Source organism: Colwellia sp. E2M01 (assembly GCF_018860585.1).
In the GTDB taxonomy this organism is placed as follows: Bacteria; Pseudomonadota; Gammaproteobacteria; order Enterobacterales; family Alteromonadaceae; genus Colwellia.
The window spans coordinates 243,788-259,366 of sequence record NZ_JAHKPR010000029.1; the positions used below are offsets into that span (position 1 = coordinate 243,788).

Sequence of the window (15,579 nt, forward strand, 5' to 3'; positions counted from 1 at the left end):
CGTTATAACTACATCATCCCGTTTAACCACTTAAATAATCAGGAAAATTAGTGTTAAGTAATCAAGAACAACTCAAATATTCTCGCCAAATCATGCTCGATAAAATAGGCGACAAAGGTCAGCTAGCATTACGCAATGCCAAGGTACTGATTTTAGGGGTTGGCGGTTTAGGTAATCCTGCCAGTTTATATTTAGCCGCAGCAGGTGTTGGTACGCTGTATATTGCCGATGGTGATAATATTGAAATCAGCAACTTACCACGACAAGTATTATTTAGTGAAGATGATATTAATGAAAATAAAGCTGATACCGCAGCCGAGAAACTACAACAGCAATTTCCTGATACCACCATTGAAGCAATTGATGAAATGCTAGATGTTGAGTTATGTGACTATTACCTACCCCAAGTTGATTTAGTTCTCGATTGCTCTGATAACATTCAAACACGATACCTTATTAACCAAGCGTGTATACAGCACAAAACGCCATTAATTGTCGGTGCTGCTACAGGGTTTGACGGCCAACAAATCACCATTGATCCTCGTGATAAAAACAGCGCCTGTTATCATTGTTTATTTCCCGCGGCAGAAAAAGCGCCAGCAAATAACTGTCAAACCGTTGGTATTATCGGCCCTGTATTAGCTATGATTGCAGGCATGCAAAGCTTACAAGCAATTAAGTTATTAACGGGCAATGAAGTACAAATTAATCAATTAAATTTACTCGACGGTTTAGCTAATAAATGGCAACAATTTAATATGAAAAAACAACAGAACTGTACAGTTTGTGGTAGTAAAGCAGCATTGAAAAAGTAAACATATAAGGACTTAGTAAGGAAATAACATGATTGAAGCCGTGTCGAAAGAAAATATTAAAGCCGTATTACCCTTAATTCGCGCCTATCAAGAATTTTATCAAGTAGCTGATATTTGTGATAATAAAAATGCTGAGTTCTTTAGTCAATTTAACCAATCAAGTCAGTTAGGTTGCCAGTTTATGTATAAAGAACAAGGAGAGGTTGTCGGATTCGCCACCGTTTACTTTTCTTATGCTTCAAGTATTATTGCCAAAGTGGCGATACTTAATGATTTATACACTTTACCGAAAGCCCGTGGTAAAGGTGTTGGCAAAAAACTTATTGAGCACTGTCAAAAATATGCTGCAGCAAATAATGCAGCCAGACTACAATGGGTAACAGCACCTGACAATCAAGCAGCGCAAAAATTATATGACGCAATGAACACCAAAAAAAGCACCTGGAATTTTTACACTTATAATGGTGAGTCTATAGTTTAATGTTATCAATAAACCGCACCATAAGAACAACTAACCCAATGATAAAAAAGTTAACCTTAACCGCAATTATCACGCTAATAATTACCGCCTGTAATAATCAAATAAATATAGAAGACTCCAGTATGCCTATTCTAACAGCACCTATTGCTAAAAAAGTTCCTCATAAAATCATTACTCATGATCATACTCGCATTGACGATTATTACTGGATGCGTGATGACGAACGTAAAGATGCTGAAATATTGGCGCATTTAGCGGCTGAAAATGCCTATACAAGTGCGAAATTAAAACATACAGAAGCGATGCAAGAGCAGATATTTCAAGAAATTAAAGCGCGTATCAATAAAGACGACAACTCAGTACCCACTCGCAAAGGTAACTTTTACTATTCAAGCCAGATGCAAGGTGAAAATGAATATCCTATTTATGTGCGTGCAACCGACTTTAAGGGTAGTAACTTAGCAGTATTACTTGATGTAAATAAATTAGCTAAAGCCCATGAATATTATCAAGTAAGTGGAATTAGCCCGAGTCCAAATGGCGAATTATTAGCTTACGGCGAAGATACTATAAGTCGCCGTATTTACACCATTTACTTTAAAAATATAGCCAACAACACCTTACTTGATGAACAGCTTGTTGGCACTAGCGGTAATTTTGTTTGGGGTAACGACAACAAAACGATTTATTACATCAAAAAAGATCCACAGACTTTATTAGGTTATCAAGTATTTCGTCATATCTTAGGCCAAGCGCAAGCTGATGACGAATTAGTATATGAAGAAACCGACAATGCTTATTACACCTATTTAAGTAAATCTAAAGATGGTGAAAATATCTTTATTTGGCATTCAAGTACCGAAGCCAGTGGTGTTTCCATTATTTATACTAATAACAATACTGGCGATATTAAAGCTAAACCAGTAATGTTTATTCCGCGTGAAGAAGCGCATGAATATTCAATCGCTAAATTAAACGACTGGTATTACATTCTCACTAACTGGCAAGCAACTAACTTTCGTTTAATGAAAGTGCATCAATCAAAGCTTGGTGATAAAGCCCATTGGCAAGATGTTATACCGGCAAACGATGACGTAAAACTCGAAGATTTTGAATTATTTAACGATCACTTAGTATATCAACAACGTGAAAATGGTATTACCTACATCACCATTGAACAACTTTCGACTGGAAAAAAACAGCAACTTAGCTTTAATGACAGCGCCTACTCTGTCGAGTTATATGGCAATAACGAATTAGACAATACAGCGCTGCGCTTACATTACGATAGCTTTACCACGCCCGGCACCGATTTTGATATTGATTTAATTACCTTTGAAAAAACACAATTAAAACAGACTAAAGTACTAGGTGATTTTAACAGTAAAAACTATTTGTCAGAGCGTATTTTTGTTACCGCACGTGATGGTAAGCAAGTACCCGTTTCTTTAGTTTACCGTAAGGACTTATTCAAAAAAGACGGCACTAACCCTTTATATCAATATGCTTATGGCTCGTACGGTCACACAATAGACCCTTACTTCTCATTAAGCCGTTTAAGTTTACTGGACCGTGGTTTTGTTTACGCTATTGCTCATATTCGTGGCTCAGAAATGCTTGGCAGACCTTGGTATGACGATGGTAAAAAACTTAACAAAATGAATACTTTTACCGACTTTATTGATGTAACTAAAAGCTTAACAACACAAGGTTACGGCGATAAAAATAAGGTTTTCGCAGCAGGTGGCAGTGCCGGTGGTTTATTAATGGGCGCGGTTATTAACATGGCACCAGAGCTATACAAAGGTATTAGTGCTGCCGTACCCTTTGTTGATGTAGTTACTACCATGCTTGATGAAAGTATTCCGTTAACCACCAACGAATTTGATGAATGGGGTAACCCTAAAGAAAAAGTATATTACGATTACATGTTGTCTTACTCACCTTACGACCAGATTAAAGCACAAGACTACCCAAATATATTGGTAACAACCGGCTTGCATGATTCACAAGTACAATACTTTGAACCAATGAAGTGGGTAGCTAAATTACGCGACTATAAAACCGATGATAATATTTTGTTATTTAAAACTGATATGGAAGCAGGTCATGGCGGAGCATCAGGTCGATTTAAACAAATTCATGAAACCGCATTAGAATACAGTTTTTTCTTAGACTTACTTAACCAGGAATAATTTATGTCACTCCCTGCTTGCCCTAGTTGTAATTCAGATTATGTATACCAAGATCAAAGTTTGTTGATATGTCCAGAATGTGGATATGAATGGAGTCCCGTTGAAGAAGCTTTAGAAGCTGAGCTAAACAAGGTGAAAGACTCGAATGGCACTGAATTAGCTGAAGGTGACAAAGTTACCTTTATTAAGGACTTAAAAATAAAAGCCAGCTCACAAGTATTAAAAATTGGGACTAAAGCGGTTATTCGTCGCATAGTTGCAGGAAAGGACCATCAACTTGACTGTAAGGTTGATGGTGCTAGCGACATGATGATAACCGCCAAGTTTGTTAAGAAAGCATAGCTAAGTACTCATTATTAAAATAACTTTCTGTAAACTTATGTAAAAAACCTACAATATAGCTATTTCTTTGTTTACACTACAAATAGCTATTTTTTTACCTGAGTTAACTGTTTTATGATACGTCGTCCTCGACAGCTATTACCAGTATGTGTAAGTCTTTTTTTATTGGCTTGTAGTAACACTTCTGAAATTGATGAAAACATCAAAGATCTGCCACTTCCTGAAAATTGGCAGAATACAACCCAACCCGTAAAGGTTAAAGATAACTGGTTAGCTGAACTTAAAAACCCGCAAGCACATTTGTTAGTAGAAAAAGCATTAACAGCAAATCACCAATTTGCTATACAAGCCTATGCCCTTGATATAACCGAGCAAAAAATGATAGTTGCCGGTAGCGAACTTTGGCCAGAGCTTGATTTATCTTTTAAAAGTGGTCGCAATAAAGACAACCAGCCAACTTCTTATGCAAACAGTAACTCAATTAACTTAAACTTAAGTTACGAAGTTGATATTTGGGGTAAGTTATCTGCAGCAGATCGCGAAGCTAATTATAATTACTTAGCGCAAAAATCTACCTATGAGCAATATAAACAACAACTTGTTGCTGATGTATTAACAACTTGGTTCAATGTAATCGAAGCTCAAAAGTTATTAACACTTTATGAAGAGCGAGTAAAAAACTCTCAACAAAATCTAGATATCATTGAATATGGTTATCAATCAGGTATTTCTAGCGCTCTTGATGTTTACTTATCTCGAAATGACTTAAATACCGAATTAACAAGAGTTTCTGAGCAACGAACACTAAAAGCAACGTTAATTAGACAATTAGAGCGCCTTATTGGCGAGTACCCAAAAGGCGACTTACTAGTTGATGCCGAATTACCCTTGTTAACGACCGAAATTCCAACGGGCTTACCTTCCGAATTAATCAGTAGAAAACCTGAATTAAAGGCCAGTTGGTATCAACTTTTATCGCAAGATGCCGGTTTAGCTTATGCACATAAACAACGCTTTCCTAGCCTTGTATTAACGGGCTCTATTGGTGACTCAAATACCGATATTGGGGAATTATTATCAGGTTCATCATTAGCATGGTCATTATTAGGTAGCGTGTCCGCACCTATTTTTAATGCTGGGCGTTTAAAAGCCAATGAAGAACAGGCCCGCCTTGAGTTAAAACAAGGCGAACAGTTATATCTTGATACCCTATACAGTGCATTCAGTGATGTTGAAAACGCCATTACCACCGAAAGTAATTTAAAAAACAGCTACAACACTATGCTAGCAGCACAAGAGAATGCAAAAATTGCCGAAACCTTATCATTTGAGCAATACCAAAGTGGGTTAGTTACATACACTACAGTACTTGAAGCACAACAACGTTCTTTTGATGCGCAATCAAACTTAATTAAAATCAAAAACCAACTAATTACTAACCGAATTAATTTACATCTTTCCTTGGGTGGCGACTTCAGCACACCGTCACTTGAAAATGAGGCCGAATAACATGTCTACATCTTTTAATGCCAAAAAACTTTTAGTACCGGTCGCTATTATTGCTATTACCGTTGTTTTAATGCTGGTGATTTTTAAAAACCCACCAGAAAGCCAACGTGGTAAACCGTCAAAAGCAGCACAAATGACAGTAGAAACCATGAAATTAAACCCAAAACCTTACCCGATCGTTGTAGAAAGTTTTGGTACCGTAGAGCCAAGAACTCAAAGTGTGTTATATCCACAAGTTTCAGGACAAATAATTAAAGTAAGTAAGCAATTTAGAGCCGGTGGCTTTTTTGAAAAAGGTGATGTACTCGTTCAGCTTGATGACAGAGACTTACGCGCAGAAGTAAACATTGCGAAAGCGAGTTTAATGTCTGCTAACCAAGCATTACAAGAAGAAGACGCACGCGTAAAACAAGCGAAAACGGATTGGCAACGATTAGGTAAAGGTGAAGCTCCTAGCTCTTTAGTATTACGAGAGCCACAATACGAAGCAGCTAAAGCGCAAGTTTTATCAGCACAAGCATTACTTGATAAAGCAGAGCTTGCACTTGAGCGTACTAAAATTATTGCACCATACGCAGGTAGAATTTTACAAAAATATGTAGATATTGGCCAAGTAATTTCAAGTAGTACTCAGCTTGCTGATATATTTTCTGTCGACTATTTAGAAGTGCGCCTACCAATAAAAAACAAAGACTTACCTTTAATGGTGCTACCTGAAGAATATAGAAACACGCAAGAAGACTCAGTAAAAGAGTATGACTCAATGCCAAGTAACGTAGTGTTAACCTCGAACTTAATGGGTAATCAAGCATGGGAAGGACATATTGTTAGAACCGAAAGTGCTATAGATGAGCTTTCTCAACAGCTATATGTTGTGGCTCAAATTATTCGTCCATTTGATAAAAAGCAAAACACAAATACAGGTGCGCAAATAAAAATAGGTCAATACGTTACCGCTAAAATTAAAGGGCGTACCGTTGAAAACACATTAGTTATACCTAGCAGTGCTATTTACCAAGGCAGCTATGTTTACATAGTAGAAAATAACTTATTAATGCGAAAAGACATTAAATTAGGTTGGCAAAATGGTACCGAGTCAATTGTAACTGAAGGCTTAAAAGCGGGCGATGAATTAGTACTTACTTCACTAGGCCAAGTAAGTTCAGGTACTCGAGTTGCTATTGAAGGACAAGCACCAAGTCAAGAAAATGCTCAACAAGATAAACCTGGCCCAGGAAAAGATCCTAAAAAACGTCGCGAAAGACTAGAACAGATGGCAGCGGAAAAAGGTATTACTGTTGAAGAATTAATGGCAGAAAGAAAAGCTAACAAGGTGAAAAACTAATGATTGCTTGGTTTGCACGAAATCATGTAGCGGCTAATTTATTATTAATCACCATTTTGATGGCTGGTTTATTTAGTCTATCGAGCCGTATACCTCTTGAAGTATTCCCTTCATTTGAAAGCGATAGAATCAGCATTAGAGTCTCGCTACCTGGCGCGACACCAGAAGACGTAGAAAAAAGCTTATCAATACGCATAGAAGAAGCGATACAAGATTTAGAAGGTATTAAAGAAATATCAAGTAGCTCGTCTGAAGGCTCATCTTCAGTAAGTGTAGAAATTGATACGGGTTACGAGCCTCGTGATATTTTATCTGACATTAAAAGTCGAGTAGATGCAATTAACACTTTTCCTGCTGATGCTGAAAAGCCTGTAATTGCTTTAGATACGCGAACCAGAGATGTTATCGCTGTTACAGTTGCTAGTGTTTACAGTGAAAAAGAAACTCGAGAGTTTGCAGAGAAAGTATTAGCCGATTTACTTAAAAACCCTAAGATTACACAAGTAGAATTAAAAGGTGTTCGTAATTACGAAATATCTATAGAGGTATCACAAGACAGATTACGTCAATATGGTCTCACTATCGCGGATATTTCGTCGGCTATTTCAAGTTCAAGTACCGATATATCAGCAGGTAATTTAAAAACCTTAGGTGGCGATGTTTTACTTAGCTCTAAAGGACAAGCTTATCGAAAAGATGAATTTGAAAAAATAGCAATTCGTACCAATACAGATGGCTCAATTATTCAATTAAGCGATATTGCAACGGTTGAAGATGGCTTTGAAGAAATGCCTGTACGCGCAAGATTTAACGGTAAAAAAGCGGCTTTTCTTGATGTTTATCGTATTGGTCCACAAAGCGCTATTGAAGTAGCTGAGGCAGTAAGAGAATACATTGAAGAACAACAAAGCTCATTACCTGAAGGTATTGAATTGAGCTTTTGGGATGACGACTCTCAAATAGTTAAAAACCGTATTGCAACCTTAACAACAAGTGCGGTACAAGGCGGTATATTAGTACTCGCTTTACTAACACTTTTTCTTCGACCGTCAATTGCTTTTTGGGTGTTTATAGGTATTCCTATCTCATTCATGGGTGCTTTCATCATGATGCCTGTTTTTGGCGTTACGTTAAACATCATGAGTTTATTTGCCTTTATATTGGTACTCGGGATTGTAGTTGATGACGCCATTGTTACCGGTGAGAACATTTACACCCATTTAAAAACTTCCAAGTCTGGTGAAGAAGCCGCGATTAAAGGCACCCAAGAAGTAGCAACCCCTGTTACTTTTGGTGTTTTAACCACTGTAGCCGCCTTCTTACCACTTGCCTTTATAGAAGGTAACCGAGGGGCGTTATTCGCACAAATACCAGTGATTGTAATACCGGTATTAATATTTTCATTAATAGAGTCTAAATTTGTTTTACCATCGCATTTAAAAACCTTAAAGCTACGTTCAGAAACAAAAAAACAATCAAAGTTAAGTGTTATCCAACAATCTTTTGCTGATGGTTTTGAACGTGCCATCATTCGTTTTTATCAACCTGTATTAAAACGCGCTATTAGCAATAAAGCATCAACCTTAGCTGGCTTTGTAGGTATATTTTTAGTCATAGTTGCACTTATTATGAGTGGCTGGAGTAAGTTTGTTTTCTTCCCGCGCATTCCAAGTGAAACGGTAAGAGCAACACTAACATTACCTGCAGGTACCCCATTTGAAGTAACCAACAAATATATCGTTAAAATGGCTGAACAGGCGGAATTTTTACGCGATAAGTATATTGAACCTTCAACCGAAAAAAGCGTTATTATTAATATATTAGCTAGTGCTGGTGGTCGAGGTGGCACAACAAACACAGGTAGTGTTCGGTTTGAAATTACTCCGCCAGAATCACGTGAGTTAGCTATTACCTCAAATGAACTTGTGCGCGAATGGCGTACTTTAATAGGCCCTATTCCTGGTGCTGAAAGTGTTACTTTTAGAGCAGAAGTTGGCCGTTCATCTGATCCAATTCATGTACAATTTCATGGTAGCTCTCTCAGCACACTTAGAGAAATAACCGACAAAGTAAAGGTACATTTAACGTCTTACCCAACAGTATTCGAAATTTCTGATAGTTTATCTAACGGTAAAGAAGAATTACAAATTGAGTTAACTGAACAAGGTAAAGCCTTAGGATTAACGCGTGTAAATATTGCCAGTCAAGTTAGACAAGCTTTTTATGGTTCGCAAGCACAGCGTATTCAACGTGGCAGAGACGATGTAAAAGTTATGGTAAGGTCGCCGCTTGATGAACGACGTACCACCGCTAACTTAGAAAATATTCTCGTAAAAACGCCGGCAGGTGGCTCTGTTCCGTTATCGCATGTAGCAACGTTTATACCCGGTATAAGTCCTTCAACCATATCCAGAATAGACAGATACCGTACCGCAAATGTTACTGCTGATGTTGATAAGACCAACACCAACATGACAATATTACAAGCTGATTTAAAAGAATATTTAGATGATCTTGTTCTTCAATACCCAGGAGTAACGCACTCTCTTGAAGGGGAAGCAGAAGAGCAACGTGAATCATTTAGTTCTTTAGGGTGGGCACTATTGTTTGTATTCTTTATTATCTACTCACTATTAGCTATTCCATTTAAGTCATACTTACAGCCTATTATTGTAATGAGCATTATACCGTTTGGCATGATTGGTGCTGTAGTAGGTCATTGGATTATGGGTATGTCTTTAACCATAATGAGCTTACTTGGTATGTTGGCACTTATTGGTGTTGTAGTGAACGACTCGCTAGTATTAGTCGACTTTATCAATAAAAAACGTAGTGAAGGTGGCAGATTAATGGACGCTGTTCTCACTGCTGGTGCGGCAAGATTTAGACCGGTAATGTTAACCAGTTTAACCACCTTTATTGGTTTAATGCCGCTATTGTTTGAACAATCAACACAAGCACAATTTTTAATTCCTATGGCGGTTTCTTTAGGCTTTGGTATTTTATTCGCAACCTTTATTACCTTAGTGTTAGTACCTGTAAACTACTTGATTGTAGAACAAATAAAAGCCTACTTTTCTGACCAAAAACTTGACCTAACAATAGAAAAGTCAATATAACTCATGCAAATGTTTAGCGTTATAGTGCACATTTTAATGAAGTGCACTATAACGCTACAGACAGCAATTTCTCTATAAACGATTGATATATATCAGGTTCAAAAAATGACAAAATCCCCCCTATGAACAAGTACTTGATTCAGCCCATAAAGGTGTATACCCTAGCCTCTACATATTAACGAGCCAAAATAAATATAATAGAAAGGTCTTATGAAAACATTATTATTACCCGTATGTGCAGCTTTATTACTAGCTGGTTGTAACCAAACACCACAAAACACCTCTGCTGGCGCCACACAAACTCAAATAAAAGAAGCTAATAAATTATTAGTTAGTGATGACGCCCAGTTAAAAGAAGCCATAAAAAATGCCAAAGCTGGTGATAACATCGTCCTTAAAAATGGCACTTATACCGATTTAGAAATTAAGTTCTTCGGGGAAGGCACTAAAGAAAAACCAATTACATTAAGTGCTGAAACTGCAGGTAAAGTTTTCATCGAAGGTCAATCTAGCCTTAAATTAGGTGGTACCTACCTTATTGTAAACGGCCTATATTTTAGAAATGGTTACACACCTCATAATAGCGTAATTCGTTTCAAAATTGATGATGATAGAGTCGCTTTTCACTCTAAAGTAACTAACAGTGTTATTGATGAGTTTACTCAAAGAGACAGACATACATCAGATCACTGGGTTGAGTTCTGGGGGCAGCATAACGAATTAAGCAATAACTACATTGCTGGTAAGTCTAACTTTGGCCCAACCATTATGGTGAACTTAAAAGGTCAACAACACTTTAATAACCACCATCAAATTATTAATAACCATTTTGGTCCTCGCCCAAGAAAAGGTGGTCCACACGGTGAAACATTACAAATTGGTAATAGCTACACCTCAATGACACCTTCATACACCAATGTTGAAAATAACTTTTTTGACCGTTGTGATGGTGAAGTAGAAATCATCTCAAGTAAATCTAACTTCAATCAATTTAAAAACAACGTATTCTTCGAAAGTGAAGGTTCATTAGTGGTACGTCACGGTAACTTTGCAACCATTGACGGTAACATGTTTATTGGTAATGGTGAGTCACCCGAATACGGTGGTATTCGTGTAGTTAATACGGGTCACTGGATCATTAACAACTACTTCTACAAATTAACAGGTGAAAAATTTAGAGCTCCAATCGCAGTAATGAATGGTATTCCTAAATCACCACAAAACAGATATAACCAAGTGACTGATGTTGTTGTTGCCTATAACTCATTTATAGAAACACCAACACCTTGGTACTTCAGTGTTGGCTCTAATGTTGCTCAAAGTGCAGTATTACCAAAATCTGAAATTCGTAATGCAAGACCAATTAGAACAACCTTTGCTAACAACACGATTTATAACTCTGCTAAAGCCGATCAGCCTATTTTCAATTACGATAATATTAATGAAGATGTTACCTTCAAAAATAACTTCTCTAATAACGAAAATAACACTGACTTCGCAAAAGAGGGCATTATTACTCAAGCGATGACCATGGAACAAATATCAACGTATGTACTAGCACCTACAGCTAATAATACTGACATATATAATGGCTTTAACTTCGATAAAATCAAAACCGATATCTATGGTACCCCAAGAGCAGATCACAACGCAGTTGGCGCAATTATAAACCCTGTAGCAAAAGGTACTGCCTTGTTTGATAAGAGCAAATACGGTACAAACTGGTTTGTTGCAGAAAAACCAACTAAAGAAGCAGTTACTTTCAAAGCAGCAACTGCTGAAGAATTAGCGACAGCATTAACAGGTGCCGCTTCTGGTGACATTATTGAATTAACGGCTGCACAATATACCGTTGATACAGCACTTAATATCACTAAAGACATCACTTTTGTATCAGCTGATAAAGTGAATAAATCAACAATTAACTTCACATCAGAAGCTACTGCATTTTCTATGCAACCAAAAGGTTACTTACGTTTAGACAGCGTAATCATTAAAGGTAACAAGAAGCAAAATGCATTCACTACCTTAGATAAGTACATGTCTAAAGCATACAACTTATCAATTGTTAATTCTGAAATTAGTAAATTCGATAGCGTATTAGAAGTATCTAAAGCATCTTTTGCCGACTACATTACTGTTAAAGATTCAGTTATCAGCGATAATAACAACGGCTTTATCTTAAACAAAGAAGATGATAACAAAGGTGATTACAACGTTGAGTACTTAACAGTTACTAATACTACCTTTAACAACAACGCTGGCTTCATTTTAGATTACCATCGTGGTGGTTATGATGAATCAACTATTGGTGGTAACTTAGTTTTTGAAAACAACACTGTAACCAACTCTGGTGAAAAAGGTGGTTTATTAATGAAAAACCGCGGTATTGTTAACGTATCATTTGCTAACAACACCTTTAAAAACAACCCCGTTAAAGCAATTGCTATACTTTGGGGTGAAAAAGGCCAGAAGCCTGTTGATAACACAACAACTAACTCAGGTAAAATTGAAGTTGTGCAAAACTTAGAAATGAAATTAATGTACTAAAACTTAAGTTCTAAATTTAATAAGTTAAATTAAAAGTACTAAACATTAATTTTAAATAATAACTGATTAAGCCATAACTTACTGGGCATAAACTTAATAAGTTATAAACAAAAAACCCACTTTTTATAGTGGGTTTTTTATTGGTTATTGTTTATCTACCTTTACTTACCAGGCCTTACTTAACAGGCTTTACATATCTAAATCAATTGGATAACGAGTATTTTATCTAGCAATTCTCATTTCCTCATTCTGCGAAAAAAGCCTCGCTCCTGCACTCTGAATGTAAATGCCGGCCAGTCTATTTTTAACACTTAATAAAATCCTACCTGAGTTATTTTATTAAGTGTTTAGTCACACCAACGTCATACCCGAAGTCTCTTGTCGGGTATCCAGTTTTCTCTCTCTACTAATTAATCAGACTAAAAATGTAAATTTTACTTGTCAAAAGCAAGTAAAATACAATACAATCGCCGCGCTGTTAAAGAGCAGCACCCATATTTCCCAATTATCTAACGATATAGCTGGAATATGACTCTAGTAAAAGTACACCTCAGTGGTGGCTATAGCTCAGTTGGTAGAGCCCCGGATTGTGATTCCGGTTGTCGAGGGTTCAAGTCCCTTTAGCCACCCCATTCTTCCCTTTAAAATCAATACTCATGGACGTTTTCTAAGTATAATTAGCACTTCCTTATAATTGTTCCTGTACATTTCCTGTGCTCAAGAAAAGTGAACGGTGGTTAATAATATTCAGCATTACTAATCGCTAAGGCTATAGCATGAACATAAGTAATGGTCGATTAGCATTGTCTCTTTAGTTTGTTTCTTGTCTTCCTAAGTGAAGTTATAAATAGATACCCTTTTAAACTCTCTGAAATAAAGTTCTAGTAGGAATAAGTACTAGTATTTGCGACCTGTTGTTCAAATTATTCACTTTTATTTCAAATATAATCGCTGACTTCAACATCATAATATGCTTATGATATACCTATTAAAATTAGGACTGAATGAGGGACTCTGATATGGATATCCAAATACAAAACTGTAATAACATTACTTTGGCTGACGTAACGATTGCGCAAAACAAACTTAATATCAGGTTTGCACCAAACGGAACGGGTAAGAGTACTATTTCTAGGGCTATACAGTTCGCCGCAACCAGTGATGAAGCTGCACTTTCGAGTTTACTCCCTTTTAAGTTTCGTGACGAAAACCCTGATAATATCGAACCTCAAGTTACTGGTATGGCAGAGGACGTTGAGACACTATGTTTTAATGAAGAGTACGTAAATAAATTTACATTCCAGCCTGATGAGCTAGTAAATAATAGTTTTGACATTTTTATTCGCACAGCGGCTTATAAAGAAAAAGAAATTGAAATTCAAAATTTCATTAAAGCTGTTCGTGAACAGTTTGAAAATTCCCCAGAATTAGAAGCGCTATTAACACATTTGAAAGAGTTATCTGGCGGATTTAAAGTTACCGCTGCTGGCGCTTTAGCTAAAACATCCACAGGTGCGAAAGCACTAGCTGGTGCTAACAAAATTGATCATATTCCAGAGGGGTTGGAGTCTTACAAACCATTTATTCAAAGTGACAAGAGTGTTACTTGGGTTGATTGGCAGGCGAAAGGACATAATGATTTTTCCCACTTATCAGATTCATGCCCATTTTGCACTAACGATTCAACTAACCAGAAAGAACAAATAGCCAAGGTCGGAGAAGAGTACGATAAAAACCTTATCAAAAACCTTGTAAAAATAATAAATGTAATCAATGAGCTGGGGGATTACTTCTCTGAGGATTCGCTTGAGAAACTGACCATTATAAAGTCTCTGGAAAATGGAATTGAACCAGAACATGAAACTTTTCTCGTGACTGTGAAGTCACAGATTGATGGTTTAGTATCAAAACTTGAAAAGCTCAAAACTCTTACCGCTTTTGATTTTGAAGAAGGCGAGAACGTACGTGATAAGTTAAATACCTACAAAATTGATCTCCAATTTTTCGATAAACTAAATTCTACTAAAACAAATGAAGCTATCGACGCCATTAATCTGTCGGTTGATGTTCTTAAGCAACAAGCTGGCCCTTTACAGGGTAAGATTAATCAGCAACGTGTAGAGATGCGTAGACTTATTGAAAAACACCAAAAAGATATAAATGACTTCCTGACCTTTGCTGGTTATCGTTATCAGGTTCAGCTAGTTGGTGAGGGAGAACAATCTCAACTGAAGCTCCGCCACATAGAACATTCAGATCATTTAAGCGGAGGTAGTCAACATTTAAGCTTTGGTGAGCGTAACGCTTTTTCAATAGTACTTTTCATGTATGAGTGTATAGCTAAAAACCCAACAATAATAATTTTAGATGACCCTATTTCATCCTTTGATAAAAACAAGAAATATGCAATTTTACAGATGTTATTCCGACGCAATGCTGCGGAGTGTCTTAAGGGAAAGACTGTTTTAATGTTAACTCATGACGTTGAGCCGATTATTGATACCTTAAGGTCGGTTCGAGGCCAATTTAATAATCAAGTATCAGTCGCTTACTTGAAGTTAATAGGTGGGGTTATAACGGAGCAAATAATCACAAGTGATGACATCAAGACCTTTGTGCAAATTTGTGAACAAATCTTTCAGTCTGAATTGGATCCGATCATAAAATTAATTTACTTACGTCGGAGATATGAAGTTTTGGGGGAACTTGCTGATGCATATCAAGTTCTTTCTAATATATTTAAAAAACGAATTGCTGCTGAAGACCACAGGGTACAATCAGACGGCGGTACTGTATTAATGCAACCTGATGATCTTAATAGTGGCTTAACAGAGATATGTGAACATATCCCTTGCCTTCCTAGTGATTATCCAACCATAGTCGCTATGTTTAGAGATGATACGCGTATTAGAGAATTGTATAATACAAGCGTTAACGGTTACGAAAAGCTACAGCTGATTAGAATTTTGTTAGATATTGAGACCATTGGTAATTCTGTTATTCGAAAATTTATCAATGAGACTTACCACATCGAGAATGAATTTATTTTTCAATTAAACCCTACTCAGTTCGATTTAATACCAGAGTATGTTGTGAATGAGTGTGACAATATTTTAAATGAGGTTACTCCTGCCTGATAGCGACTTTAATATAGTTGTATTTTTAAAGGTCTTGACACAAACCAGTTGAAATTAACTAGGACACTCACTTATAAATTTTAATG

At 36.7% G+C, this 15,579-nt stretch carries 9 protein-coding genes and 1 tRNA gene; all 10 read left to right on the forward strand.

What is annotated here, in order from left to right; all coding sequences use genetic code 11:
- The first annotated feature begins 50 nt into the window (after nt 1-50).
- The 10 genes from KO502_RS06670 (at nt 51) to KO502_RS06715 (ending at nt 15,493) form a co-directional block, all read left to right on the forward strand.
- Entirely contained in the window at nt 51-815 is a 765-nt protein-coding gene (locus KO502_RS06670) for a HesA/MoeB/ThiF family protein (protein ID WP_216021780.1), read from the forward strand.
- A 28-nt stretch (nt 816-843) separates the two neighbouring features.
- Nucleotides 844-1,296, forward strand: coding sequence for a GNAT family N-acetyltransferase (locus KO502_RS06675; RefSeq protein WP_216021781.1), 453 nt, complete (start codon nt 844-846; stop codon nt 1,294-1,296).
- Nucleotides 1,296-3,491, forward strand: coding sequence for a S9 family peptidase (locus KO502_RS06680; protein ID WP_252730562.1), 2,196 nt, complete (start codon nt 1,296-1,298; stop codon nt 3,489-3,491). Before KO502_RS06675 ends, KO502_RS06680 begins: the two co-directional genes overlap by 1 nt.
- Nucleotides 3,492-3,494: 3 nt before the next feature.
- Nucleotides 3,495-3,833: a zinc ribbon domain-containing protein YjdM gene (locus KO502_RS06685; protein WP_216021782.1), complete on the forward strand. Its 339-nt coding sequence runs from the start codon at nt 3,495-3,497 to the stop codon at nt 3,831-3,833.
- Nucleotides 3,834-3,947: 114 nt separating this feature from the next.
- On the forward strand, nt 3,948-5,342 hold the full coding sequence (locus KO502_RS06690) for a TolC family protein (RefSeq protein ID WP_216021783.1): 1,395 nt from the start codon (nt 3,948-3,950) through the stop codon (nt 5,340-5,342).
- A gap of 1 nt (nt 5,343) precedes the next feature.
- Nucleotides 5,344-6,687, forward strand: coding sequence for an efflux RND transporter periplasmic adaptor subunit (locus KO502_RS06695; RefSeq protein WP_216021784.1), 1,344 nt, complete (start codon nt 5,344-5,346; stop codon nt 6,685-6,687).
- Nucleotides 6,687-9,806, forward strand: coding sequence for an efflux RND transporter permease subunit (locus KO502_RS06700; protein ID WP_216021785.1), 3,120 nt, complete (start codon nt 6,687-6,689; stop codon nt 9,804-9,806). Before KO502_RS06695 ends, KO502_RS06700 begins: the two co-directional genes overlap by 1 nt.
- A 210-nt stretch (nt 9,807-10,016) precedes the next feature.
- A complete protein-coding gene (locus tag KO502_RS06705) occupies nt 10,017-12,356 on the forward strand; it encodes a chondroitinase-B domain-containing protein (RefSeq protein ID WP_216021786.1) in 2,340 nt (779 codons plus the stop codon).
- Between the two features lie 556 nt (nt 12,357-12,912).
- A tRNA-His gene (locus KO502_RS06710) sits at nt 12,913-12,988 on the forward strand.
- A 387-nt stretch (nt 12,989-13,375) separates the two neighbouring features.
- Nucleotides 13,376-15,493, forward strand: a complete 2,118-nt coding sequence (locus KO502_RS06715; protein WP_216021787.1) for an AAA family ATPase — start codon at nt 13,376-13,378, stop codon at nt 15,491-15,493.
- Nucleotides 15,494-15,579 lie beyond the last annotated feature (86 nt).

Excerpts from the sequence above, each read along its gene's own strand:
- KO502_RS06680 (WP_252730562.1), top strand. The coding sequence starts at position 1,296 with ATGTTATCAATAAACCGCACCATAAGAACAACTAACCCAATGATAAAA.
- KO502_RS06690 (WP_216021783.1), top strand. The coding sequence starts at position 3,948 with ATGATACGTCGTCCTCGACAGCTATTACCAGTATGTGTAAGTCTTTTT.
- KO502_RS06695 (WP_216021784.1), top strand. The coding sequence starts at position 5,344 with ATGTCTACATCTTTTAATGCCAAAAAACTTTTAGTACCGGTCGCTATT.
- KO502_RS06705 (WP_216021786.1), top strand. The coding sequence starts at position 10,017 with ATGAAAACATTATTATTACCCGTATGTGCAGCTTTATTACTAGCTGGT.
- KO502_RS06700 (WP_216021785.1), top strand. The coding sequence starts at position 6,687 with ATGATTGCTTGGTTTGCACGAAATCATGTAGCGGCTAATTTATTATTA.
- KO502_RS06675 (WP_216021781.1), top strand. The coding sequence starts at position 844 with ATGATTGAAGCCGTGTCGAAAGAAAATATTAAAGCCGTATTACCCTTA.
- KO502_RS06685 (WP_216021782.1), top strand. The coding sequence starts at position 3,495 with ATGTCACTCCCTGCTTGCCCTAGTTGTAATTCAGATTATGTATACCAA.
- KO502_RS06715 (WP_216021787.1), top strand. The coding sequence starts at position 13,376 with ATGGATATCCAAATACAAAACTGTAATAACATTACTTTGGCTGACGTA.